Consider the following 22,714-nt stretch of genomic DNA (forward strand, 5'->3'; position numbering starts at 1 on the left):
CCTCAATGGCTGCCTGGGTTGGCGCGAACCTGCGCGGCCGTGGCGGCGAGCCCTTGCCAGGCGGGCTTGTCACCTGCAAAACGCTGGCGCAGGTACGCCGCAAGATCGGCTACCTGTCGGTCCGACAAGCTGTCCTTGAAGCCTGGCATGTAGCCCAGGTCACGGGTGGCGGGGGTAGGAATTCCATGCAGTATCACCCGCAGCAGATTGTCTGGCAGGTCGCTGTGAACGTTGCTGTTCACCGCCATCGACGGGCTGACGCCGAACAGTTTCGGCCCCTGTCCATCGCTGTGGCAGGCCATGCAGGCGCCTTTGAACACGCGTTCGCCATTGCTCAATGAAACGTGTGTTTCAGCCGGCTGCGGTGCCTTGGTCGCCTGCGACTGAGGTTCGCCATCGAGTGAGCCGAGGTAATGGGCGATGGCACGCACGTCGCTTTCCGGCAGCGTCGCCAGCTCGCTGACCACCGGGCCCATGGGGCCGGCCGCCACACCGTGTTTGTCAGAAAATCCGGTACTCAGGTAGTTGAACAACTCGTCTTCGGTCCACGGGGTGGATGATTTACCCAACGCATTGAGGGCCGGTGCTTCCCAGCCATCGACCATCCCGCCGGCCAGGTAGCTGCTGCCAGCTTTCTCGGCGCCCATCAGGTTGCGCGGCGAATGGCACGCCGTGCAGTGACCGAGACCGTCGACAAGGTAGGCGCCGCGGTTCCACTGATCGCTGCGCTGCGGGTCGGCCTGATATTCACCGCGCTGCAGAAACAGGGCGTTCCAGCCAGCCATCAGCGGTCGCTGGTTGAACGGGAAGCGCATCTGGTTGGCGGGCGCTTGCTGGCGTACCGGGGTCTGCGACATCAGGTAGGCATACAGCGCTTGCATGTCGGCGTCGTTGATGACGCGGAACGAGGTGTAGGGAAACGCGGGGTACAGGTGACGGCCGTCACGGCTGATGCCTTCACGCATGGCCCGTTCGAAGGCGGCGAATGACCAGCGGCCAATGCCGGTTTCCGGATCGGGCGTGATGTTGGTGGTGTGGAGCGTGCCGAAGGGCGTGTGCATGGCCAACCCGCCGGCATTGACCTTGCCGCCGCTGACGGTATGGCACACGGCGCAGTCGCCGGCCGCTGCCACCTGGCGCCCGCGTTCGAGCATCGCGGCGCTCCAGCTGCCAGCACCGGGCGGGGTGACCGGTGCGATTTCACTGCGCCAGGGCAGGGCGGTGGCAAGCATGCCCAGGGCTGCGCCCAACACCCCAGCCAGGCCGCCGAACCACCACTTTGAGCGTTTGCTTGCAGGCTGCGCCGGGGCCGAGGGCCCAGGCCCCTGGTCATTGGCGCCAAGGGCGGCGCGCACCCGTTCGGCCGTGATCGGCAGCTCGCGAAAGCGGATGCCGGTGGCATCGAAGATGGCGTTGGCAATGGCAGCGGCGCTGGGTACCGAAGCGGATTCGCCGCTGCCCATCGGTGCTTCGTGCTGACGCGGCAGCATCATCACGTCGATGGCAGGCAGCTCGGGGAAGGTCAGGATCGGGTAGCCGCCCCATTCCTTGCTGGCCACGGTCGACGCTTCGAAGCTGACTTGCTCCTTGAGTACGCGGCTGGTGGACTGAATGACATTGCCGTGGATCTGGTGGCGCACGCCTTCGGGGTTGACCATCATCCCGGCGTCATGCCCGATCACCACGCGGGTGACGGCGACTTCACCGGTACGCCGGTCAACGGCCACGTCAGCCACCCACGCCGCCCATGCGGCGCCAAAGCCTGGGAATTTACTGTGGATGTAGCGCGCATAGGCAAAGCCGCGCCCGCGCAGTACGTCACCTTCGCCCTGGCTCTGCATGGGCTGGGTATGCGGCTGCCAGTCGGCGCGGGCGGCGGTGGCCTTGACCAGGTCGATGGCACGCGGGTCGGACAAGTGCTTGAGCCGATATTCCACCGGATCGACACCCGCTGCGAACGCCAGCTCATCGATGTACGATTCGTGGGCAAAGCTGTTGGGCATGGCCGACACACCGCGCATCCACGAAGCGCGCACCAACGGCGTCATGTCGTTGATGGTCACGCGCATGTGTTCGTAGTCATACGGTGGAATCGACGTGCGGTCGCCCATTTCGAACAAGGCCGGTACCGGCTCCACCGCGCCAGTGAGCAGCAGGGCCAGGGTCGGCGCGCCGTTGGACGGATAGCTGGTCTGGAAGTCATAGGCAGCCACGCTGCCATCTTCGTTCAGGCCGCCGTCGATCTCCATCAATTGTGCAGTGCCTTTGGGTTCCCAGGCGTGTTCCTGCTCGCGGGTCAGCTGTACCCGCACGGGGCGTAGCACAGCACGCGACAGCAGCACGGCGTCGGCGCAGACATCGTCGGCGCAGTTACGGCCGTAGCAACCGGCAGCCTCCATGCGGATGATTTCGATGCGCTCCTCGCCGCAGGCCAGCAGCCAGGCCAGATCAGCGCGCAGCAGGTGTGGGTTTTGGGTGCCAGACCACACGCGGATCTGCCCAGGCGTGTAGTCGGCCAGCGCGCATGATGGGCCAATCGAAGCATGCAGCTGATACGGCCATAGATAGGTACGGCTCAGGCGCTGACTGGCATTGGCAAGGCCTGCATCGACATCGCCCTGGTCCAGCACCGTGCGCTGGACCCTCGGGTTGTCGCGGATGGCCTGGGCCACATCGCTCAGGTCGGGCAGCTTGCCGGTAAAGGGCTTCCAGCTGATTTTCAGGTCTTGCGCGGCACGAATGGCCTGCTCCTCGCGCTCGGCAACCACGCCGACGAAATCGCGGATCACGACCACGGCCACGACGCCGGGTACGTGGGCGATGGATGACTCATCGACGGCCAGCAGGCTGTTGCCAACGAAGTCGCCGCTGTCATGGCCAGCATAGGGCGGACGGATCACTCGCCCGTGCAGCATGTCGGGCAGGCGCATGTCGTGAACGTAGGTCAGTTCACCCGTGGCCTTGCCGGGAATGTCCACGCGGGCAGTGCTGCGCCCGACCAAGGTGTAGTCTTCGATGGGCTTGAGCGGCGCATCCTCGGCAATGTGCAGTTGCTGGTTTTCCCCTTTTACCAGTTCGGCATAACTCAGTGCAGTGCCGTCGTCGGTGAGGACCGTGCCTTCTTCGATGCGCAGCGACTCGGGCTCGCACCCAAGGCGCAGTGCCGCCCGTTGCAGCAAATGACGGCGCGCAGTCGCCGCAGCCTTGCGCAACGGCACGGCTGAAATCTGCAGGGTGGCGCTGGCGATGGTCGCGCCCTGGTTGGGCGCCCGCTCGGTGTCGCCCAGCACCATGTGCACCTGGTCCATGCGCAGGTTCAACTCTTCGGCGACGATCTGCGCCAGCGAGGTGCGGATACCGGTACCCAGGTCAACGTGACCATTGAAGGCATAGACCCTGCCGTCGTCACAGACGGCGATGAACAGCGCCAGTTCGCGCTCCCGGGGCTCGGGCGTCACACCCTTGGCCACCGGGCCGGAAGGCGGTGTGATCTGATCGACGATCAGCAGCACCCCAGTCTTGGCCAGCAGTTGGTCACGGCTGGGCACCTGTTGCGAGTGGTTCATGCTTTTCTCCGGGTGTCGGCGGCGCGGCGCACGGCGCGCAGGATTTCGACGTGAGTGCCGCAGCGGCACAGGTTGCCGGACAGTTCGTTGCGAATCTGTTCGTCGCTCGGCTGGGGGATTCGATTGAGCAGGGCCGTGGCGGTCATGATCATGCCGTTCATGCAGTAGCCGCATTGGGCTGCCTGCTCGTCGATGAACGCCTGCTGCACAGGGTGCGGCGCGCGCTTGCAGCCCAGCCCTTCAAGGGTGGTGATCTCCCGGCCGACGGCTCCGGCCAGGGGGATGATGCAGGAGCGGGCGGCCACGCCGTCGATGATCACCGTACATGCCCCGCACTCACCCAGGCCGCAGCCGTACTTGGGGCCGTTCAGGCACAGGTCGTTGCGCAGGATCAGCAGCAAGGGCGTTTCAGGCAGGGCGTCGACTTCGAACGACTGGCCGTTGACCCGCACGGAGAGGGTTGTTTGCATGGTGGGCTCATCTCTGGAGGTGACTTGCGCTACCGAAGCACCCACAGGGTGCGTGCATTTCGGTAAGTACTCACTACATGAAATGAGCGAGCAAGAAGCAGGCCAGGCATTCGGATGAGCAGGGCATGAAAAATGAGCTCACCGAATCGGTGGCTCAGGCAGGGCGCGCGAAGGGGTGTCCGGCAGTGGTGTGGCTCAGGCCGCGCCGTCGTCGCTGTCGATCATCTTGCGCAGCAGGTACAAGATGGCGACGCGCTCAGCGGCATTGAGGCTGCCCATGCTCAGTTCACTGATCTGCCGGGCGCAGGGAATCATCGCATCGAGCAAGGCCGCGCCGCTGTCGGTGAGCGTGACGATCACCTTGCGCCGGTCTCCCGGGTCTGGCGAGAGCTGCACCAGTTCACGTGCTTTCAGACGCTCGACGATCCCGCGGATGGTCGCCTGGTCCACGGCCGTTGCCTTGATCAACTCGGCCTGAGAGCTGGGGCCGTGATCGCGCAGGGCGCACAGGGTGACGAATTGAATGGAGGTCAACTGTGGGTCGCAAGCCTGCTGCTGGAAGATCGCCGTGTGCCGCTGGTAAGCCTTGCGCAGCAAGTGACCCACCTGTTCGGTAACGTCGTAGGGGGCGGTGTCGTGTGGGGCGCTGCTGGGGGGAGTCGTGTTCGGCATGAGAGGCTTTGGGCTGGTGGAAAGGAGCTGGCCGGCCGCCAATAGCGGAGCGCCCGGCCAGTATAACCGTTATCGCGCCAGCGATTGCTGGGGCGCGACCACGTCCCCGGCCATGACCACGGCCTGATCGTCCAGGTAGATATCGCAGTTGCGCAGCGGGATGTCCAGGTGGCAAGGGGTCTTGCGCTTGCCGCCCACTTCGGTATTCGGGCCTGTGGAGAACAGGAAGTTGCCGTAAAACGCGCGGGCATCCATGCACATCCCGTCGTTGCGGTCGTGCAAGCCCATGGCAGTCCACTGGGCGCGCGGTTGCAAGCCCCAGCCGATGTGCGAGATGCCGTAAACCTCAGGGTCGTTGAAGTACTTGAGGTAGTCGCGCAGGTACTCGGCCTCGAAACCGCCATGAATGCCGGTGATGAAGCCCTTTTCGATTTCGAGCGTGATGCGCTCGCGGCAATAGTTCTTGAACGGCAGGATGATGTCGCCTACATCCAGGACCAGCGTGCCCTCGGCGCTGTCCTCGTTTGGCCAGGTGAACAGAAATCCACTGGGCCAGTGGTCCCAGCGCCCCGGCTCGTCGGCGTAGCCGTACTCGGTGACTGCCGGGTACTGGCCGAGCGGGGCATGGAAGTCGCTGCCAGCCTTGGACCGCACATGCATGCTGCGGGCCTGCTTGAGCAGGGTTTCGGCAGCCAGTACCCGGCGCTTGTCGTCCTCGTTGGGCAGCATGCGCGCCAGCACTTCGGCTGGTTCCACCGCCAGCAGAATGCGGGTGCCGGTCTTGAGAATCTGCTCCTGCTCGGGGGAGTGCAGAAGCATCATCGTGTCGACGATCAGGTCGGCGGCTTCCAGTGCGCGCTGCGCCGCCAGATTGCCGGTAAGTGCCGTGTCCCCGCAGTAGGCGGTCATGTCCCGGCCCATGGCGGTCGGGTGATTGAACGCCGGCAGTTCCACGGCGTAGACCTTCGCCCCTAGTCGCTGCGCCGCTTCCATCGCGGCGTTGACCGTGCGCGGATCGGAGTAATGGCTCTTGAGGACGGCCACGCTCTGGGTGTCGTCCACACGGGACAGCTTCAGTACGTGCTCGAACATCTGGGTCAGTTGTGCATTGCTCACCGGCATTGTGGGTTCTCCTGGGTGGCCTCTGGCGGCATCAAGCGGTGCACCATCGCAGTGCTCGACGCTTTATCTTGGCGCACAAAAAACAGTGTGTACGCCATAACCTGAGCGATAAGAGCGCATTCATTCGATCAACGCAAGTGATCTTTGAGATGTTACCAAACAACTCATCTCCCAGTTATGCGGTAACAAACGGCCATGTTGCCGTTCGATCACCTGTTTGAAAATATTTTAGCAAGGCTATTCCTAAGAGCCATTTAAAGTGTATACGCTGTAAATGACTCGCGGCCATGCCGCTTGCCACACATCAGAACAACAGGAGACTCTCCATGCGGGGAAGCCAAAAAATCGCAATCGTCGGCGCGGGTTTGGGTGGGGCGGCAGCAGCAACGTTGCTGCAGCAGGCCGGCTTCGATGTCGAGGTGTACGAACAGGCCCCGGCGTTCACCCGCCTGGGTGCCGGGATCCACATCGGCCCCAACGTCATGAAGATCTTTCGGCGCATGGGGCTGGAGCAGAAGCTGGAACTCATGGGTTCGCACCCGGACTTCTGGTTCAGCCGCGACGGCCAGAGCGGCGATTACCTCTCGCGCATCCCACTGGGTGAGCATGCTCGCCGCGAATACGGTGCGGCCTACATCACCATCCACCGGGGTGACTTGCATGCGCTGCAGATCGATGCCATCAAGCCGGGTACCGTGCACTTCGGCAAACGCCTGGAAAAGATCATCGATGAGGGTGATCAGGTGCGTCTGGACTTCGCCGATGGCACCCACACGGTCGCCGACATCGTCATAGGGGCCGACGGCATCCACTCCAAGATCCGCGAAGAATTGCTCGGTGCCGAAGCGCCGAACTACAGCGGCTGGGTGGCGCACCGTGCGCTGATCCGTGGGGTAAACCTGGCGCAGCATGCCGACGCATTCGAGCCCTGCGTCAAGTGGTGGTCCGAAGACCGGCACATGATGGTCTACTACACCACGGCCAAGCGCGACGAATACTACTTCGTGACCGGTGTGCCCCACGAGGCGTGGGACTTCCAGGGCGCCTACGTGGACAGCAGCCAGGAAGAAATGCGCGCTGCCTTCGAGGGCTATCACCCCACCGTCCAGAAGCTGATCGACGCCACCGAATCGATCACCAAGTGGCCGCTGCGCAATCGCAACCCGCTGCCGCTGTGGAGCCGTGGGCGTCTGGTGATGCTCGGTGACGCCTGTCATCCGATGAAACCGCACATGGCGCAGGGCGCCTGCATGGCCATCGAGGATGCGGCCATGTTGACGCGCTGCCTGCAGGAGACCGGTCTGTCGGACCACCGCACCGCCTTTGCCCTGTACGAGGCCAACCGTAAAGAGCGAGCCTCCCAGGTGCAGTCGGTATCCAACGCCAACACCTGGCTCTATACGCAGGAGGATCCAGCCTGGGTATACGGCTACGACCTGTACGGTCAGCCGCTCAAGAGCGGGGAGGCCGCATGACTACCTTCGTGACTGGCGGCCATGTGAACGCCAATGGTATCCGCCAGCATTACCTGCGCTATGGCGGTAAGGGGCATGCGCTGATCGTGGTGCCAGGGATCACCAGCCCGGCGATTACCTGGGGGTTCGTCGCCGAGCGCCTTGGCCAGCACTTCGATACTTACGTGCTGGATGTGCGCGGGCGTGGTTTGTCGTCAAGCGGCCCCGATCTGGACTACGCCACCGATGCCTGTGCCGCCGACATTCCCGCCTTTGCCGCCGCGCTGGGGCTGGACAGTTATCACTTGGTTGGGCACTCGATGGGCGCACGGTTCGCGATTCGTGCCGCTGCCAACGGCGCGCCAGGCTTGCAGAAGCTGGTGCTGGTCGACCCGCCGGTATCCGGGCCAGGGCGCCGCGCCTACCCAAGCAAGCTGCCCTGGTATGTCGATTCCATTCGCCAGGCCAGCATGGGTATGAGTGGCGAGGACATGCGCACCTATTGCGCCACCTGGAGCGACGAGCAGTTGGCGCTGAGGGCCGAGTGGCTGCACACCTGTTACGAGCCTGCGATCGTGCGGGCCTTCGATGACTTCCACGAGGTAGACATCCATCAGTACCTGCCCGCTGTACGCCAGCCGGCGTTGTTGATGGTGGCTGGGCGTGGCGGGGTAATCGAGCCGTGCGACATCGCCGAAATCCGTGAGCTCAAGCCTGACATTCAGGTCGTACAGGTTGCCAACGCTGGGCACATGATTCCCTGGGACGACCTCGATGGTTTCTTTGCTGCATTCGGCCTCTTCCTCGATCGATCCCTTGCCTGAAGGAGCACGAGACATGACCAAGCTATACCGCATCGGCCAGATCGTGCCGAGTTCCAACACCACCATGGAAACCGAGATACCGGCGATGCTCAACGCGCGCCAAGCCATCCGCCCGGAGCGCTTCACCTTTCATTCCAGCCGCATGCGCATGAAGCAGGTGAGAAAGGAAGAACTGGCGGCCATGGATGCCGAGTCCGACCGCTGCGCGGTGGAGCTGTCCGATGCCAGGGTCGATGTACTGGGCTACGCCTGCCTGGTGGCGATCATGGCCATGGGCCTGGGCTATCACCGGCAATCCGAACAGCGCCTCAGGCAGGCGACTGCCGATAATGATGCACTGGCGCCGGTCATCACCAGTGCCGGAGCGCTGGTCGAAGCCTTGCATGTGATGAAGGCCAAGCGCATCGCCATCGTCGCCCCGTACATGAAGCCGCTGACCGAGCTTGTGGTGAACTATATCCGCGAAGAAGGCTTCGAGGTTCAAGACTGGCGTGCCCTGGAGATTCCCGACAACCTGGCCGTGGCCCGTCACGACCCCGCCAACCTGCCCGGTATCGTCGCCGGCATGAACCTTGAAGGGGTGGATGTGGTGGTCTTGTCGGCCTGCGTGCAGATGCAGTCGTTGCCGGCCGTGGCCAAAGTCGAGGCGCAGACCGGCAAGCCTGTGGTCACCGCTGCCATCGCTACCACCTACGCCATGCTCAAGGCGCTGGACCTCGAGGCGGTGGTGCCAGGTGCCGGCGCCTTGCTGTCGGGCGCCTATTGAAATCGGGAGATGGACATGAGCGAGGCACAAAGTGCTCGGGACAACTATCAGGGTGTATGGGGGCAGCGTATCGGTTTTGGTCGCGCACCGGCGCTGCTGATGATCGACTTCATGCAGGGCTATACCACGCCGGGGGCTGCGCTGTACGCCCCAGGCGTCGTCACGGCAGTGGCGCAGGCCGCGGACCTGCTGGCGCTAGCCCGCGATTGCGGCATCCTGGTGGTGCATACCAACATCCGCTACCAGCCCCCGCATTTTGTCGATGGCGGGGTATGGGTGCGCAAGGCGCCGGTGATGAAGGACATGGTCGAGGGTAACCCCTTGGCGGCGTTCTGCGAGGCCGTTGCCCCACAGCCGGAGGAGGTGGTGCTGAGCAAGCAGTACGCCAGCGCTTTCTTCGGCACCAGCCTGGCGCCGCTGCTGCACGCCCAAGGAGTGGACACCGTGGTCTTGGCCGGCTGCTCCACCAGCGGGTGCATCCGCGCCAGCGCGGTAGATGCGATGCAGCATGGCTTTCGAACCATCGTGGTGCGCGAATGTGTGGGTGATCGCCATGACCACCCGCACCACGCCAACCTGTTCGACATCGACAGTAAGTACGGCGATGTGGTTTCCCGCCAGGAAGCGATGGCGCAATTCAGGCAATTGACCGGCTGACACCGGCAGGCGCCTACCCAATAACAATCAAGGAACGGTGCCGGAAGCACGTTCATGACCGCCTGCTGTCCGGGCGGTCGCCCCGCAGGAGCACTCGGGGTTTTTCAGGCGTGGCCTGGGCCTGTCGCGTGTAGCGCGCGACGGTCCTTGTGCGTCGAAAACTGCTGGCCTTAAAAACAACCACAAAGTCGCCCGCCAGGAGACAGGAAATGCCAATTGCGAATGCAACCACGGTCCATAGCGACATTGATCAGGGCACCAAAGCGCTGTACAGCAAGATCACCTGGAGGCTCATTCCCTTCCTGTGCTTTTGCTACCTTGCCGCCTACCTGGACCGTATCAACGTCGGCTTCGCCAAACTGCAGATGCTCGAAGATCTGCAGTTCAGCACCGCCGCCTATGGCCTGGGTGCCGGGCTGTTCTTCGTCGGCTACATCATTTTCGAAGTGCCCAGCAACCTGATTCTGCAGCGCGTCGGTGCCAAGCTGTGGATCGCCCGCATCATGATCACCTGGGGCCTGTTGTCGGCGTGCACCATGTTCGTCAGCACCACCACCCAGTTCTACATCCTGCGGTTTCTGCTCGGCGCGGCCGAAGCAGGGTTTTTGCCAGGGGTACTGTTCTACCTGACCATGTGGTACCCCACTTACCGACGCGGGCGCATCATCGCCCTGTTCATGATCGGGCTGCCGCTGTCGAGCGTGATCGGTGGGCCTATCTCGGGGTGGATCATGGGGCACTTCGATCAGGTCCACGGCCTGCATGGCTGGCAGTGGCTGTTCCTGCTGGAGGCGATCCCCAGCGTGCTGCTCGGCATTCTGACCTTCTGGGCCTTGCCCAATCACTTCCAGCAGGCCAAGTGGTTGTCGAGCCAAGACAAGGCTCAGCTGGCAGCAGACCTTGCCGCCGACGATGCAGAGGGCAAGGACAGCAAGCACAGTTTCCGTGACGGGTTCTTCAACCTCAAGGTGTGGATGCTCGGCGGTATCGATTTCTCGATCCTGCTCAGCGCCTACGCGATGGGCTTCTGGATGCCGACCTTCATCCGCGATGCAGGGGTAAGCGACACGTTCCACATCGGCTTGCTCACTGCCATCCCGAGCCTCGCCGCACTGGCCGGCATGCTGATGATCGGCGCCAGCTCCGACCGTCACCGTGAGCGTCGTTGGCACATCATCGTTCCATTCATCGTCGGCGCCATCGCCATGGCCAGCAGCACATTGTTCAGCCAGAACCTGGTCATGACTGTATTCCTGTTCGCAGTCGCCTCGGCCGCGATCATTGGTGCGGTGCCGGTGTTCTTCAGCCTGCCGGCGACCTTCCTGAAAGGAACGGCAGCCGCCACCGGTTTTGCCCTGGCCTGTTCGGTGGCAAACATTGCCGGGCTGGTCAGCAACTCGCTGATGGGCCTGGTCACTGACTGGACCGGTACTTCCCACGCGGCGCTGTGGGTGTTCGCCGGCTGCTTGCTCCTGAGTTGCTTCCTGGTCATCGCCCTGCCAGCGAAGCTGGTCAACCGCTAGCGGTCCAGCGCTTCACGCCCGGTAGGGCAGGCCGGCCGATGCCGGCCTGCCCACTCATTCTCAATGCAATCTGCACGTCGGCGGGCGTTTGTCTCGCCGGTGGATTGCTGTTGCCCGAATTTCAGGAATCGCCCCATGCACGCTTGCACTGCACCGCGTTTTTTCCCGAAGGCACGCCTGGCTGGCGGCTGCATCGCAGCCGCGCTGTGTACCGAGGCACCGGCTGAAGAGGTCGGTTTCATCGAAGGCGCCCGTGCGACCCTCCAGGCTCGCAATTATTTCTTCAGCCGCGACTACGCCGATATCAAGGGAGCAAGCACCCAATCGCGTACTCAGGAGTGGGCGCAGGGCTTCATCCTCAACGCCAGCTCAGGTTATAGCCAGGGCATCATTGGTGCCGGGGTCGATGTGATCGGCCTGTTGGGTTTCAAACTCGACAGCAGCCCCGAACATGCACGCTCAGGCCTACTGCCAAGCCTTGACAGCGGCACGTCCGCCGACCATTACAGCCGCGTGGGCGCGGCGCTCAAGTTCAAGGTTTCCCAAACCGAATTGAAGGTGGGGGAATTAATGCCCAATCTGCCTGTGTTGCTGTTCAGCGACCTGCGCCTGCTGCCACCGACTTATCAGGGCGCAATGCTGGAGTCACATGAGTTTGCTGGGCTGACGCTCAGTGCCGGCCAATTTCGCTCCACCAGCCTGCGCGACTCGTCCAACAGTCAGAAAATGTATGCGCTGGTCAACGACCCCATCAACCCCGCGCGGCTGGCCCGCTTTACCAGTGACCGCTTCAATTACCTGGGCGCCGACTATGCCTTCAACGACAACCGCTCCAGCGTTGGGGTATGGCAGGCGCAGCTGCGGGACATCTACCAGCAGCGATTCTACAGCCTCAAGCACGCCGAGCCCCTAGGTGACTGGACCTTGGGTGTGAATGCCGGCTATTTCCACGCCCGCGAGGATGGGCGCAAGCTTGCCGGCAACTATGATAACCATGCGCTGTTCAGCCTGTTCTCGGCGAGAACGGGCGGGCATACGTTTTACGTGGGCTACCAGCAGATAGGCGGGGAGGACGGTTTCATCCAGGTGGGCGCCAACACCAACCCGATGGGTAATACCCTGCCGACCTACGAGTTCTCGGCGCCTGGGGAGCGTTCCTGGCAGGTGCGGCATGACTACAACTTTGCGGCATGGGGGATCCCCGGGCTGACCTCGACATTGCGTTACGTACAAGGCCGGGACGTCAAAACCGGGCTGGGCTTTGAAGGGCGTGATCGGGAGCGGGATCTGGACCTGGCCTACGTGGTGCAAAGTGGGCCGCTGGAGGGGCTCGGCGTGCGCGTGCGCAATGTGATGGCTCGCTCCAATTACCGAACAGATATCGACGAGAACCGCGTGGTGCTCAGCTATACCATGAAGCTGTTCTAGAGGTTGTAGCGGACACCATCAGGCGAGCACGACAAACGGCCACCTCGGACGTGCACCTGGCCGGCTAAAAGCGACCAGGTGTACAACCCCGCTCAGCTGTAGCGGTTTATGCGATTAATTATCATATGATGATGATTATGATGTAGATTTGCGCGCACGGATTTTCACGCGCAAGGAGTCAGCTCGCAATGCCCCCGTCCATTTCCCATCCCACTACCTTCACCCTCGGCCTGTACGCTTGCTTAATCTGCCCGCCATCCTTTGCCGATACCCAGGCAAGCCAAGACGGCCCCGTGCTGGAGCTGGGCTCAACCGATGTGATTGCTACCGGCCTTGGCAGCGTCACTGAACGCAGTGGCTCCTACACCACCGGTAGCATGAGCGCAGCCACCCGGTTGAATCTCTCGATCAAGGAGACACCCCAATCGGTCTCGGTCATATCCCGCCAGCAGCTGGACGACTTCCAGCTCAACAGCCTGTCCGAGGCCATGGCTCACGTCACGGGAGTTACGGTGCAACGCAATGACTCGGAGCGACCGAGCTACTATTCGCGTGGTTACGCCATCAACAACTTCCAGATCGATGGCATGCTCAACACGTTCTCGGGGCTCAAGTCCGACTCCGACACCATCATCTACGATCGAATCGAAGTCGTGCGTGGGGCCACAGGCTTGACCACAGGTGCAGGCGATCCCTCAGGCACCATCGCAATGGTTCGCAAGCGCCCTACGCACGCGTTGGCGGTAAAGAGTGGTGTAAGTGGTGGCAGTTTCGACAATTACTACAGCTACCTGGACGTGGGTGGCCCGCTGGGCTGGGACGGCCGTCTGCGCGGACGCACCGTGCTGGCGTACCGCGACAACAAGTCGTTCATGGACAAGTATGCCACCCAGCGTGAAGTGGCCTACGGCGTGCTCGAAGCCGACCTGACCCCAAGCACCGTGCTGGCGGTGGGGTATGACTATCAGAACAAGCATGTGCAAGGGTCATCCTGGGGCACGGTACCGTTCTGGAACGCCGACGGCAGCAAAGCCAACTTGCCCCGTTCCACCAACCTCAGTGCGCCCTGGTCTTCCTGGCCGCTCAAAGACCAGACGGTATTCGCTACCCTCGACCAGTATCTGGCCAACGACTGGGTCATGAAGGTGGCGTATACCCACCGGCAAAGCGACAGCGACGGAAAGGTCTACTATGGGGGCAATGGCTTCCCCGAAGCCGACCGTAGCGGCATGCAGGCCTGGTACTCGCACTTCGGGGGCTCCGAGCAGATGGACGCGCTGGACTTCAACCTCGCGGGCCCTTTCCAGTTGTTCGGCCGCAGCCATGATTTCATGATCGGTTACGGCGAGTCGCGACGGCGCGACAGTGAACCCCACCGCCTTGATCTGCCTGTACCCGACGGTTTCGAGACGATTGCCGATTGGAAGTACATGGGGGCCACACCTACGTTCTATGACCTCGAAACCGGGCTGGACAGTTCGCGCTCCAGCATTCGTCAGAAGGCCGGCTACATTGCAACACGTCTGAACCCCACGGATCGCCTGCACATCGTGATTGGCAGCCGCTACGGCAGTTGGCAGACGCAACAGCGGGAGTGGGATTACGGTGATGCCCTGCAAGTTACCGATCAGTCCACTACCAAGCAGGTCCAGAATGATCAGTGGACGCCCTATGCCGGCGTACTCTTCGATCTGACCGACCAGTTCACCGCCTATGTCAGTTACACCGATATCTTCAACCCGCAAACCGTGAGAGACGTCAACAAGCAGTACCTGGAGCCCATCGTAGGCAAGGTTTATGAGGTGGGGCTCAAGGGCAGCCTGTTCGCTGACCGCCTGAACCTGAGCACGGCAGTGTTTCGCAGCAAGCAGGACAACGTGGCGGAACAAGACGACTCAGTGCCGCCCAATGGCAACGAAGTATTCTACAAAAGCGGTGGCAAGGGCGTGGTTGTCGAAGGTTACGAGGCTGAAGTCGCAGGCGAGGTGATGACCGGGTGGCAGATGAGCCTGGGCTACAGCTATACGCATGCTGCCACGGCCGAGAAAAAGCGAAAGAACACCGAACAACCCTTGAACCTGGTGCGCTTGTCCAGCACCTATGCCCTAACACCAGCATTGACCGTAGGGGCAAGCCTGGACTGGCAGAGCGACAATTTCAGGCTGGCGAACCGACCGGTAGGGCGCGACGGTGATCGAATCATCACGGCCAAGGACGAGATCGGCCAGAAAGCATTTTCGGTGGTTGGACTGATGGCGCGCTACCGGATCGATGAGCACCTGACTGCTTCTGTCAACGTCAAGAACCTGTTCGACGAGCATTACTACAACAACGTCGGCTTCTACAACGGCGTGTACCACGGTGAGCCACGTACGATGATGGTCAGCCTGGATTGGAGGCTCTGAGGCGATGACCAGGTTGCGCTGTACACTCGGCCAGTCGGCGGCCATGTGATAGCCCGCAGCGCCCATCACCCGCGCACTTGGCGAACGGGCGATGGGCGCTTGCTCAGACCAAGCCTTTACTCAGCGGCCTGTTCCACTGCCGGCTCGTCTGCAGCCTCGCCCTGTGCTGCAGGCGCAGCGGTCTGTGCCTTGGCTTGCGCCCGCTTGCGGCGTTCCTGATTACGCTGCTGGGCCGCCTGACGCTTGGCATGGATCGCCTGGGCGGCGGTCACCACGCCTGCCGGCTCACCGTTAAGGTCCAGGCGCGGGGCGTTTTCCACCATGCTGGTCCAGTAGCGGTTGCCCCGGCACCAGGTGGAAATGCCCAGCTTCAGTTGCTCACGGGTAATGCCCAGCAGCTCCAGGTGTTGCTCGGCATCCTTGAAGATGCCCTCCTTGAGCGGCACTTTCGGCGCAGGGTTGACAGGGAAGGCCAACGGGAAGTGCTTCTGCAGCGGCCAGATGGCGGCCACTGCCGGGTCCAGTTCACGCGGCTTGGTCTTCTGCGGGGGCTTGCGCTTGGCCGGCGCTGGGGCGCTTGCCTGTTGCTGCTCTTTTTCAGCCCGCAGGCGATCCCGTAGCGCTGCCAGTTGTTCAAAGCTCATCGTTCAATTCACTGCTTCAAGGTTGATTGCGTGGTGCAAGGATATGCGATGCAGCCCCGGTGAGCAGCCCAAAAGGCACAAATCGTCGCTTTTTTTACAGAAACCCACGACGGTCTTGCTCCAGGGCAGCGGTATTTGCGTCACACAATGGCGCGAATCCTTGCCCCAGGGGCACGGTGCAAGCTTTCCCGACAGGCCGCTGCCCCTCTGTCATCCAGCCCTAGACCTTGAACTTGGCGACCATCGCGTTCAGGTCCACAGCCAGGCGTGACAACTCCTGGGCGGCGGCGCTGGTCTGGTTCGCGCCGGCCGAGGTCTGCATCGCCAGGTCCCTGATGTTCACCAGGTTTCGATCCACTTCGCGGGCCACCTGGGCCTGCTCTTCGGAGGCGCTGGCGATCACCAGGTTGCGTTGGTTGATGGACGAAATGGCTTCGGCAATCGTGTTCAGTGCCTGGCCTGCGGATTGGGCGATTTCCAGGGTGCCTGACGCCCGCCCTTTGCTGGCGTGCATGGCCCCGACTGCAGACTCGGTGCCCGACTGAATGCCTGTGATCATGCCTTCGATCTCGGCTGTCGATTGCTGGGTTCGGTGCGCCAGCGCCCTGACTTCGTCGGCGACCACGGCAAAACCACGGCCGGCTTCACCGGCGCGCGCAGCCTCGATGGCAGCGTTGAGCGCAAGCAGGTTGGTCTGGCCTGCGATCGAGCCGATGACATCCAGTACCCGGCTGATCTCGTTGGCGCTGGTGGCCAGCTGTTCGATTTCCTGGGAAGTGGTCGTGACATCGCCGACGAGCTGACCAATGGATTGCAGCGCATCATTGACCCGCTGCTGGCCCTCACGGGTGGTCTGGTCTGCACCTTTGGAGGCATCGGCGGTGTTGACGGCATTGCTGGCCACTTCCTCAACCGCTGCGGTCATTTGGTTCACGGCCGTGGCGGCTTGGTCGATTTCGGCGCTTTGCTGATGCAGGCCGCGGCTGGTGTCTTCGGTGACCGTGAACAGCTCTTCGGATGCCGAGGCGAGCTGGTCGGAGGCGGCTGCGATGCCGGCAATCGTCTCGCGCAAGCTGTCTTTCATTCTGGACAAGGCGTGCAGCAACAGCGCGGGTTCGTCGCTACCCGTCACCGTGATGACCTGGTTGAGCTCACCTGAGGCCACCCGCTCGGCAACGGCCACCGCTTCGCTCAAAGGCCGCACGATACTGCGGGTCAGCATAATGGCCAGCGCAATCATCAGTACGATGATGCCCACGATAGTCGCCGTGATAATCGAGAAGGACTGATCATAGGCGTCCGTACTGATCTGGGAGGCGTTGGTTGCGCCGTTGGAATTGTACTGGGTCAGCTCGATCAGCGACTTCATCATTGCGTCGGCATAGTTGGCCAGTTCACCGTTGACCAGGCGGGTCGCTTCTGCAATGTCGTTCCTGCGTACAGCGTCAAGAATTGCGTCCTGCAACCTATGGTAGGTCTCGCTTCTGGCCAGAAATGCGTCGTACAGGGCCCGGTCTCGTTCTTCTGTCGCTGTTGCCTTGTACGTTTTGATTTGTTCCTGGTAGTGCTTGGAGATGTCCGCGATCTTGTCCAGTGTCGCGGCCCTGGCGCTGGGGCTTTCTTCCAGAACGCTGCGCAAGGTCAGTGCTCGGGCGCGGCCCAGGTTCATGCTGACCTCGTCCAGCAGCATGATTGACGGTAACCATTCGGTGCGCACTTCGTCAGTGGCCTTGTCCATCGTGTGCATGCGGTACAACGATGCCAGCCCCAGGATCAGTACGAGGAGGGCGACCAGCGTAAAGATGACAGCCGCGCGTGTGCCAATTTTCAAGTTCCGAAAATACATGTGTAGCTCCTTGGTGTAGCAATGCTTGCTAGGCTAAGCAAGTCCAGCAGGGTGACCGTGGTAATAAGGCTGCAGCCCTCTCGTTGAAACAGCTATCGGCACCTTGAGCAATAAACTTTAAGAATAAACATAAGCAGTTTACGAACGGCGTAGTTCGCCGTTGGATCGCTCAATTGCCATGGTTTTCAGCACACCGCGAGCCTGTTCTTATGGTCATTGTGCAGGGTTATTTAGGTAACAATTTATTTCGTATTGATCTGGATCAAGAAAATGCTGATTGGATCGGCCGCAGGTCTTTGAATCGTTCGTCAACATACGCCTGTTTGAAGGCGCGCGAGTATCGAATGTCAGCTGTGAGCCTTGGAAACAGGCAGCCCCGCCCCTCGTAAGGGCCGAGGCCGCTGGGGCTATTGCAGTGTGTCAGGCTTAAACGCCGCCGGCAGTTGTGCCAGCGTGGTTTCGATTCGCGCTATCGATACCGCCAATGCGCTGGCCTCATCGTACTTGCCTTCGCCTTTGAGCTTGTCTCGCTCGCGGCGCAGGTTCAACAGGGTTTTTTGAAGTCTCAACGCCGGCTCATTGTAGTCGTCCATAGAGTTCTCTTAACGATAGCGTCCTTGCTGTTGTAGGAAAGGCTGACCGTAACAGGTCAGTTCCACCTCATAAACTGATCTTTCATACAGCGAGAACGAAGTCTAAGGAAACCTCCTACATCGCGGGATACATATTCCTACAAAGAGGCTGCGAGGCAGCAACTTCTGCAGCTTCTGCTAGGCTCGAGGGTTTCCGGCCAAGGAGAGGCCTGTGCATTTCATCGTGATCGAGCGGCATCGCAGTGCCTACCGACGCCCTCTGCGTTTCGCTCAAGGCACGCTGCTGGAAGTGGGGCCGCGTTTTGAGAGTGAGCCGGGCATGCAGGACTGGTACCTGTGCAGTTGCACGGGCCAGGAGCCAGGCTGGGTGCCGGAGCAGCTTATCGAGCGCCTGGACTTCAATCAGGGTAGGGCGTTGGATCACTATTGCGCCCACGAGCTGGATGTGGAACCAGGCCAGTTGGTTGAGCGGTTGCGCCTGCTCAACGGCTGGCTATGGTGTCGTCGTCATGGTGATGGGGAGCTGGGGTGGTTACCTGTCGGCAAGCTCCAGCAACTGATGTGAAGGTAAACGACCCCGCGCTACGGTGGACGGCTACGTGGGGCGCCCATTCCTGATCTGATCTGCTTTTTTTCTACAAACCTGAATCTGTAACCATATCAGTGAAGAACGGAAAATAACGTCATTCCGTATCACACTGTCGAGGTTTCAATGAGCAAGCTGGCGCTGTTCCTGGGTGGTTTCCTGCTGTTGACCATCATGATCGGGCTGCTGGGGACCATTCCTCCCAGTTGATCGCATGACCATTTCCCTTTTCAGCCCGCCGGGTTTCCAGTGCCCAGGCGGGCTTGTCGTTTGCGCCGCATTCCAGCGCTATCCCCAGTCAGTCTTCAGGCTCGGCGTTAGCACAGCCGCCGATCTGTCCGGCGCATCTGTTCAATGGTCGAAGTGGGATAAGTCGTTCTCCAGGCTGGGAAATCTGTCCACAGAAAAAGTGGGTAGGTCTGTGGATAACGTGCTGTAACCCAAGCCCCCGGCGGGCTCCGTTAAATTGAGCAGAAATTGAGCAACATTTCGTCTGGCTTTTGGACTGCCTAATCGAGCGGAGCCGTCACACATTCTCTTTGCCCAAACCGCCTTATCAACTGGCTTGATGGACCGGCGATGATCTCGAGTTGCCGGGTGAAGCTGCTTGACTTCAGTGAGCGCGCAGCAGAAGCCTCAGATGGCTCGACGCTGCGGCTCAGCTTGCTCCACGCGATTGCGTCCCTTCGCCTTGGCCAGGTAAAGCGCCTTGTCGGCGCTGGCCAGTAGTGTGGTCAGGTCTGGCGTCGGCATGCCTTCGTCGCAGCCTGCCAGACCGATACTGACGGTGATCTGCAAGCGCTGGCCGGCTTGCTCCACCTGAAGGTCCTGAACGGCACGGCGCAGGCGCTCGGCCGTAAATTGCGCCCTGTCCGGTGCAAGCCCTGGCACGATGATCACGAACTCCTCGCCACCCATGCGCGCGAATACTTCGCCGCTGTGCAACTGTTCCTGCAACGCATCGGCGAACTGGCGCAGCACCTGGTCGCCAACGGCGTGCCCGTGGGCATCGTTGATGGACTTGAAGTGATCGATATCCAGCATCATCAGCGTCAGTGGCAGGAATTGCTGATGCTGACGACTCTCCAGCAGCGCGTTTGCACGTCGAGTAAAAGCGCTGCGGCTCAAAGTGCCCGTAAGGTGGTCGGTGGTGGCCTGGTGCGCCAAACGCGCAAGCAGGCTGCGATTGGCCTGGGTCACGCAGGCCACTACCAGCGGCCCCAGTACCAGCATGGCGATGCCCAGGCGCGCCGACATCAGCGCCGTTACACCCGACTCGCTCTGCGGCACGCTGAAGTGCATGAGGCTCTGGGCAACGGCAACGATCAACGTGCTACCGGCTGTCAGCGTCAACAACGAAACCAGGAAGGGCGAGTACGTCCAAGCACACCACAAAAGGGCTGCGATCGGAAACGCGATGGCGCCGGGGCCGCCGAACGCGATGCTGAACGCCAGCGACACCAGCATGACCATCAGGGGCGCAAGGCGAATCCTTTGGCTCCCACCACGCAGCAAGGTACGCGCGGCCGGTGCGGTGAGCATCACCGGCAGCACCAGTACTGCGGTGGAAAACTGCTCGCTGAACCACGCCAGCCACGTGCTGCGCAGGGACTGTTCGAACCAGGGGGCAGCCATCACCGAGGCCAGGCTCGCAGCCACCGAGGCCCCGGCTGCACATGCGCCAAACACACTCAGCACCCCGTGGGGCGTGCGCATGCGCCGATGCAGGCGCGGCAAGCGCGATAGCAATTGCCAAACGGTGACCACGACGCCCATGTTGCACAGGTTGAACCACAGCGCCGGCCCCAGGGCACTCGCACAGAGCAGGTCCGCGCCAACCATGGCCAACCACATCAACACGAAGCCAGCCACAGTTGCCTGGCGTGGATAGCGCAGCAACACGCCTGCCAGTACGGCATTGACTGGCCAGAACAAGGACAGGGATTCGATCGGGCGAGCCAGAATGCCGCCAAAGGTAAGCGCGAAGGTCAGGCTGAACAGTGCGGCGTAAGGCAACAAGCGCGATTGGGCTGGAAAAACCATGGGCTCGACCGGCAAGCGGAAACGATATCCAGGACGACCGCTGAACGCACCTGGGGCAATTGCGCATCAGTGTGTTGTTCCGGCTAGTTGATGTCAATCTGCCCAGCTCGAAGCTTTTGCGTATGCCGCCTACTTCACAGCCCGAAGAACCACGGCACCATGACCACCGTGACCCCCATTACCAATAGCGTGAACGGCACCCCTATCTTCACGAAGTCCGCAAATCGGTATTGTCCAGGGCCCAGCACCAGCGTGTTCACCGGCGAAGACACCGGCGTCATGAAGGCCGCCGAGGCTGCCAGCGCCACCGTCATCGCAAAGGGGTAGGGCGACATGCCCAGCTGCGTTGCGGTCGAGATGGCAACCGGTGCCATCAGCACTGCGGTTGCAGTGTTGGAGATAAACAGCCCGATCACTGCCGTGACCGCGAACAGGCAGGCCAGCATGGCGCTGGGCCCGGCGTCGCCCAGCACGTTCACCAGCGCCCCGACGGCCAAGTCTATGCCACCGGTTTTCTGCAAGGCTTGGGCAAATGGCAACATGCCTACGATCAGTATCAGGCTTTGCCAATGGATCGAACGGTAGGCGCTGTTCATGTCGATACAACGGCCTGCGCCCATCAACAGGCAACCAATGAACGCTGCCATGACATTGGGCACCGCGCCGCTGACCATCAGGCCAACCATCACCGCGAGGCTCAACAACGCCTGGGGCGCGCGCCGGCGAGCAGGTGCCACCAGGTCGATCTCGGCCGGCAAGCTCAACACCAGAAAATCGCGCGGTTTGCCTTGTAGCTGGCGTACCGCCTTCCACGGCCCGACCACCAGCAGGGTGTCGCCCAGGCGCAGCTTTTCTTCGACCAACTGGTCTTGCACGGCCGCCTGCTCCCGGCGCAAGCCCACCACGTTGAGGTCGTAGCGCGAGCGAAAGCCCTGCTCGAGGATGCTCTTGCCGATCAGTTGCGAGCCCGGTGGCAGGGACACCTCGGCCATGCCTACCTCCTGCGATTGGTCGATGAAGTAGGCGGCCTTGAAGTGCAAGGGTTCCAGTTGCATGGTCTGGCACAGGCTGCGCAAATCGTCGCGGCTGGCAAACAGATCCAGCAGCAGTACATCACCCTGGTGCAGCACGGTATTGGAATCAGGCGAAATGACGCGTGTGGTGAACTTGTGTTGACGTTCGATGCCGATGACATTGGCCCCGTGGCGGGTACGCAGCTCCAGCTCGCCCAGGGTATGGCCGATCAGCGGTGATTGGGGGCGAATGCGCAAGCGACGCTCACGACCATTGAGTTTGTAGTCCAGAACCAGGTCCAGCAGGGTCCGCCGGGTTTCGACACGTCCATCCTTGCGCACCTCGCCATTGAGCCAGTGTCGGGTCAGAAGCATGTAGCCCACACCCAGCACCAGTACCACCAAGCCAAAGGGCGTGAAGCTGAAGAACGAGAAGCCTTGTTCACCATGGCGTACCAGTTCGCTGTGCACCACCACGTTGGGCGGGGTCGCCACCAGGCTGAGCATGCCACTGATCAGGCCGGCAAAACTCAGCGGCATCATCAGGCGGCTGGGCGAGAGTTTCAAACGCGCGGCAATACTCAACACGACCGGTATGAAGATGGCCACTACTCCCGTGGAGCTCATGACCGAGCCCAGGCCGGCCACCGCGACCATCAGCAGTACCAACAGTCGGGCCTCGCTGTTGCCCGCCCGTTCGCTCATCCACTCACCGATGCGATAGGCGATACCGGTGCGCACCAGCCCTTCACCGATGACGAACAGCGCAGCGATCAGCACGACGTTCGGGTCGCTGAAACCTGCGAGCGCCTGTTCGATCGTCAGCACGCCCGACAACGGCAATGCCACGATCACCAGCAGCGCCACGACATCCATGCGTGGACGGTTGATGATGAACAGCACGACGACAATGGCAAGCAGGGCCAGCACCCATGTCAGCTCTAGATTCATCGGGAAAGGTGTTCCTTCACACAGGGCACATGAGCGATAGCCGGTAGTGTGCCACCTGAGCGTGAACGAGGTGTTGATGTATTGCAGTGTTTATCGGGGAGGGACGACGCGGGTGCTCGGGCGGGTGTCAGGTACCTGACACCCGCCCGAG

Annotated in this window: 17 protein-coding genes; 8 read left to right on the forward strand and 9 right to left on the reverse strand. The window is 61.7% G+C overall.

Going from position 1 to position 22,714, the window contains the following annotated elements; translation table 11 throughout:
• Window positions 1-2: 2 nt before the first annotated feature.
• The 4 genes from PFU01S_RS03205 to PFU01S_RS03220 form a co-directional block, all read right to left on the reverse strand.
• Window positions 3-3,566 (reverse strand): molybdopterin cofactor-binding domain-containing protein, encoded by a 3,564-nt coding sequence (locus PFU01S_RS03205; RefSeq protein ID WP_028686521.1) that lies wholly within the window; start codon window positions 3,564-3,566, stop codon window positions 3-5.
• Window positions 3,563-4,036: a (2Fe-2S)-binding protein gene (locus PFU01S_RS03210; RefSeq protein WP_028686520.1), complete on the reverse strand. Its 474-nt coding sequence runs from the start codon at window positions 4,034-4,036 to the stop codon at window positions 3,563-3,565. Before PFU01S_RS03210 ends, PFU01S_RS03205 begins: the two co-directional genes overlap by 4 nt.
• A 195-nt stretch (window positions 4,037-4,231) precedes the next feature.
• On the reverse strand, window positions 4,232-4,708 hold the full coding sequence (locus PFU01S_RS03215) for a MarR family winged helix-turn-helix transcriptional regulator (protein ID WP_028686519.1): 477 nt from the start codon (window positions 4,706-4,708) through the stop codon (window positions 4,232-4,234).
• Window positions 4,709-4,777: 69 nt separating this feature from the next.
• Window positions 4,778-5,830, reverse strand: coding sequence for a 2,5-dihydroxypyridine 5,6-dioxygenase (locus tag PFU01S_RS03220; protein WP_028686518.1), 1,053 nt, complete (start codon window positions 5,828-5,830; stop codon window positions 4,778-4,780).
• Window positions 5,831-6,156: 326 nt separating this feature from the next.
• Between PFU01S_RS03220 and nicC the strand changes: the two genes are divergently transcribed.
• The 7 genes from nicC to PFU01S_RS03255 all read left to right on the forward strand — a co-directional run bounded on the left by nicC (window position 6,157) and on the right by PFU01S_RS03255 (window position 14,887).
• On the forward strand, window positions 6,157-7,305 hold the full coding sequence (gene nicC, locus PFU01S_RS03225; protein WP_027916157.1) for a 6-hydroxynicotinate 3-monooxygenase: 1,149 nt from the start codon (window positions 6,157-6,159) through the stop codon (window positions 7,303-7,305).
• Entirely contained in the window at window positions 7,302-8,108 is an 807-nt protein-coding gene (gene nicD, locus PFU01S_RS03230; RefSeq protein WP_027916156.1) for an N-formylmaleamate deformylase, read from the forward strand. Before nicC ends, nicD begins: the two co-directional genes overlap by 4 nt.
• A gap of 13 nt (window positions 8,109-8,121) precedes the next feature.
• Window positions 8,122-8,874, forward strand: a complete 753-nt coding sequence (locus tag PFU01S_RS03235) for a maleate cis-trans isomerase family protein (RefSeq protein WP_028686517.1) — start codon at window positions 8,122-8,124, stop codon at window positions 8,872-8,874.
• A gap of 15 nt (window positions 8,875-8,889) precedes the next feature.
• Window positions 8,890-9,531, forward strand: a complete 642-nt coding sequence (locus PFU01S_RS03240; RefSeq protein WP_028686516.1) for an N-carbamoylsarcosine amidohydrolase — start codon at window positions 8,890-8,892, stop codon at window positions 9,529-9,531.
• Window positions 9,532-9,740: 209 nt separating this feature from the next.
• Entirely contained in the window at window positions 9,741-11,054 is a 1,314-nt protein-coding gene (locus tag PFU01S_RS03245) for an MFS transporter (protein ID WP_028686515.1), read from the forward strand.
• 135 nt (window positions 11,055-11,189) lie between these two features.
• Entirely contained in the window at window positions 11,190-12,482 is a 1,293-nt protein-coding gene (locus PFU01S_RS03250) for an OprD family porin (RefSeq protein WP_028686514.1), read from the forward strand.
• Window positions 12,483-12,670: 188 nt separating this feature from the next.
• On the forward strand, window positions 12,671-14,887 hold the full coding sequence (locus PFU01S_RS03255; protein ID WP_028686513.1) for a TonB-dependent siderophore receptor: 2,217 nt from the start codon (window positions 12,671-12,673) through the stop codon (window positions 14,885-14,887).
• Between the two features lie 116 nt (window positions 14,888-15,003).
• Here the strand turns inward: PFU01S_RS03255 and PFU01S_RS03260 are convergent, their stop codons facing one another.
• From PFU01S_RS03260 to PFU01S_RS03270, 3 genes are all read right to left on the reverse strand, one after another.
• A complete protein-coding gene (locus PFU01S_RS03260) occupies window positions 15,004-15,531 on the reverse strand; it encodes a ProQ/FinO family protein (protein ID WP_027916150.1) in 528 nt (175 codons plus the stop codon).
• A 220-nt stretch (window positions 15,532-15,751) separates the two neighbouring features.
• A complete protein-coding gene (locus PFU01S_RS03265; protein WP_028686512.1) occupies window positions 15,752-17,377 on the reverse strand; it encodes a methyl-accepting chemotaxis protein in 1,626 nt (541 codons plus the stop codon).
• 407 nt (window positions 17,378-17,784) lie between these two features.
• Window positions 17,785-17,970: a hypothetical protein gene (locus PFU01S_RS03270; RefSeq protein WP_027916148.1), complete on the reverse strand. Its 186-nt coding sequence runs from the start codon at window positions 17,968-17,970 to the stop codon at window positions 17,785-17,787.
• Window positions 17,971-18,181: 211 nt separating this feature from the next.
• Here PFU01S_RS03270 and PFU01S_RS03275 point away from each other — a divergent pair, with 211 nt between their 5' ends.
• Window positions 18,182-18,535, forward strand: coding sequence for an SH3 domain-containing protein (locus PFU01S_RS03275; RefSeq protein ID WP_027916147.1), 354 nt, complete (start codon window positions 18,182-18,184; stop codon window positions 18,533-18,535).
• Window positions 18,536-19,192: 657 nt separating this feature from the next.
• Here PFU01S_RS03275 and PFU01S_RS03280 read toward each other — a convergent pair.
• Both PFU01S_RS03280 and PFU01S_RS03285 read right to left on the reverse strand, forming a co-directional pair.
• The gene (locus tag PFU01S_RS03280; protein WP_028686511.1) at window positions 19,193-20,614 is read right to left on the reverse strand and encodes a GGDEF domain-containing protein; all 1,422 of its coding nucleotides are present in this window, start codon (window positions 20,612-20,614) and stop codon (window positions 19,193-19,195) included.
• Between the two features lie 119 nt (window positions 20,615-20,733).
• The gene (locus PFU01S_RS03285) at window positions 20,734-22,563 is read right to left on the reverse strand and encodes an SLC13 family permease (protein ID WP_028686510.1); all 1,830 of its coding nucleotides are present in this window, start codon (window positions 22,561-22,563) and stop codon (window positions 20,734-20,736) included.
• Window positions 22,564-22,714 lie beyond the last annotated feature (151 nt).

This window comes from Pseudomonas fulva NBRC 16637 = DSM 17717 (assembly GCF_000730565.1).
Lineage (GTDB): Bacteria > Pseudomonadota > Gammaproteobacteria > Pseudomonadales > Pseudomonadaceae > Aquipseudomonas > Aquipseudomonas fulva.

Excerpts from the sequence above, each read along its gene's own strand:
- PFU01S_RS03245 (WP_028686515.1), top strand. The coding sequence starts at position 9,741 with ATGCCAATTGCGAATGCAACCACGGTCCATAGCGACATTGATCAGGGC.
- nicD (WP_027916156.1), top strand. The coding sequence starts at position 7,302 with ATGACTACCTTCGTGACTGGCGGCCATGTGAACGCCAATGGTATCCGC.
- PFU01S_RS03240 (WP_028686516.1), top strand. The coding sequence starts at position 8,890 with ATGAGCGAGGCACAAAGTGCTCGGGACAACTATCAGGGTGTATGGGGG.
- PFU01S_RS03270 (WP_027916148.1), bottom strand. The coding sequence starts at position 17,970 with ATGGACGACTACAATGAGCCGGCGTTGAGACTTCAAAAAACCCTGTTG.
- nicC (WP_027916157.1), top strand. The coding sequence starts at position 6,157 with ATGCGGGGAAGCCAAAAAATCGCAATCGTCGGCGCGGGTTTGGGTGGG.
- PFU01S_RS03235 (WP_028686517.1), top strand. The coding sequence starts at position 8,122 with ATGACCAAGCTATACCGCATCGGCCAGATCGTGCCGAGTTCCAACACC.
- PFU01S_RS03205 (WP_028686521.1), bottom strand. The coding sequence starts at position 3,566 with ATGAACCACTCGCAACAGGTGCCCAGCCGTGACCAACTGCTGGCCAAG.
- PFU01S_RS03215 (WP_028686519.1), bottom strand. The coding sequence starts at position 4,708 with ATGCCGAACACGACTCCCCCCAGCAGCGCCCCACACGACACCGCCCCC.
- PFU01S_RS03250 (WP_028686514.1), top strand. The coding sequence starts at position 11,190 with ATGCACGCTTGCACTGCACCGCGTTTTTTCCCGAAGGCACGCCTGGCT.
- PFU01S_RS03220 (WP_028686518.1), bottom strand. The coding sequence starts at position 5,830 with ATGCCGGTGAGCAATGCACAACTGACCCAGATGTTCGAGCACGTACTG.
- PFU01S_RS03285 (WP_028686510.1), bottom strand. The coding sequence starts at position 22,563 with ATGAATCTAGAGCTGACATGGGTGCTGGCCCTGCTTGCCATTGTCGTC.
- PFU01S_RS03255 (WP_028686513.1), top strand. The coding sequence starts at position 12,671 with ATGCCCCCGTCCATTTCCCATCCCACTACCTTCACCCTCGGCCTGTAC.
- PFU01S_RS03260 (WP_027916150.1), bottom strand. The coding sequence starts at position 15,531 with ATGAGCTTTGAACAACTGGCAGCGCTACGGGATCGCCTGCGGGCTGAA.
- PFU01S_RS03265 (WP_028686512.1), bottom strand. The coding sequence starts at position 17,377 with ATGTATTTTCGGAACTTGAAAATTGGCACACGCGCGGCTGTCATCTTT.
- PFU01S_RS03210 (WP_028686520.1), bottom strand. The coding sequence starts at position 4,036 with ATGCAAACAACCCTCTCCGTGCGGGTCAACGGCCAGTCGTTCGAAGTC.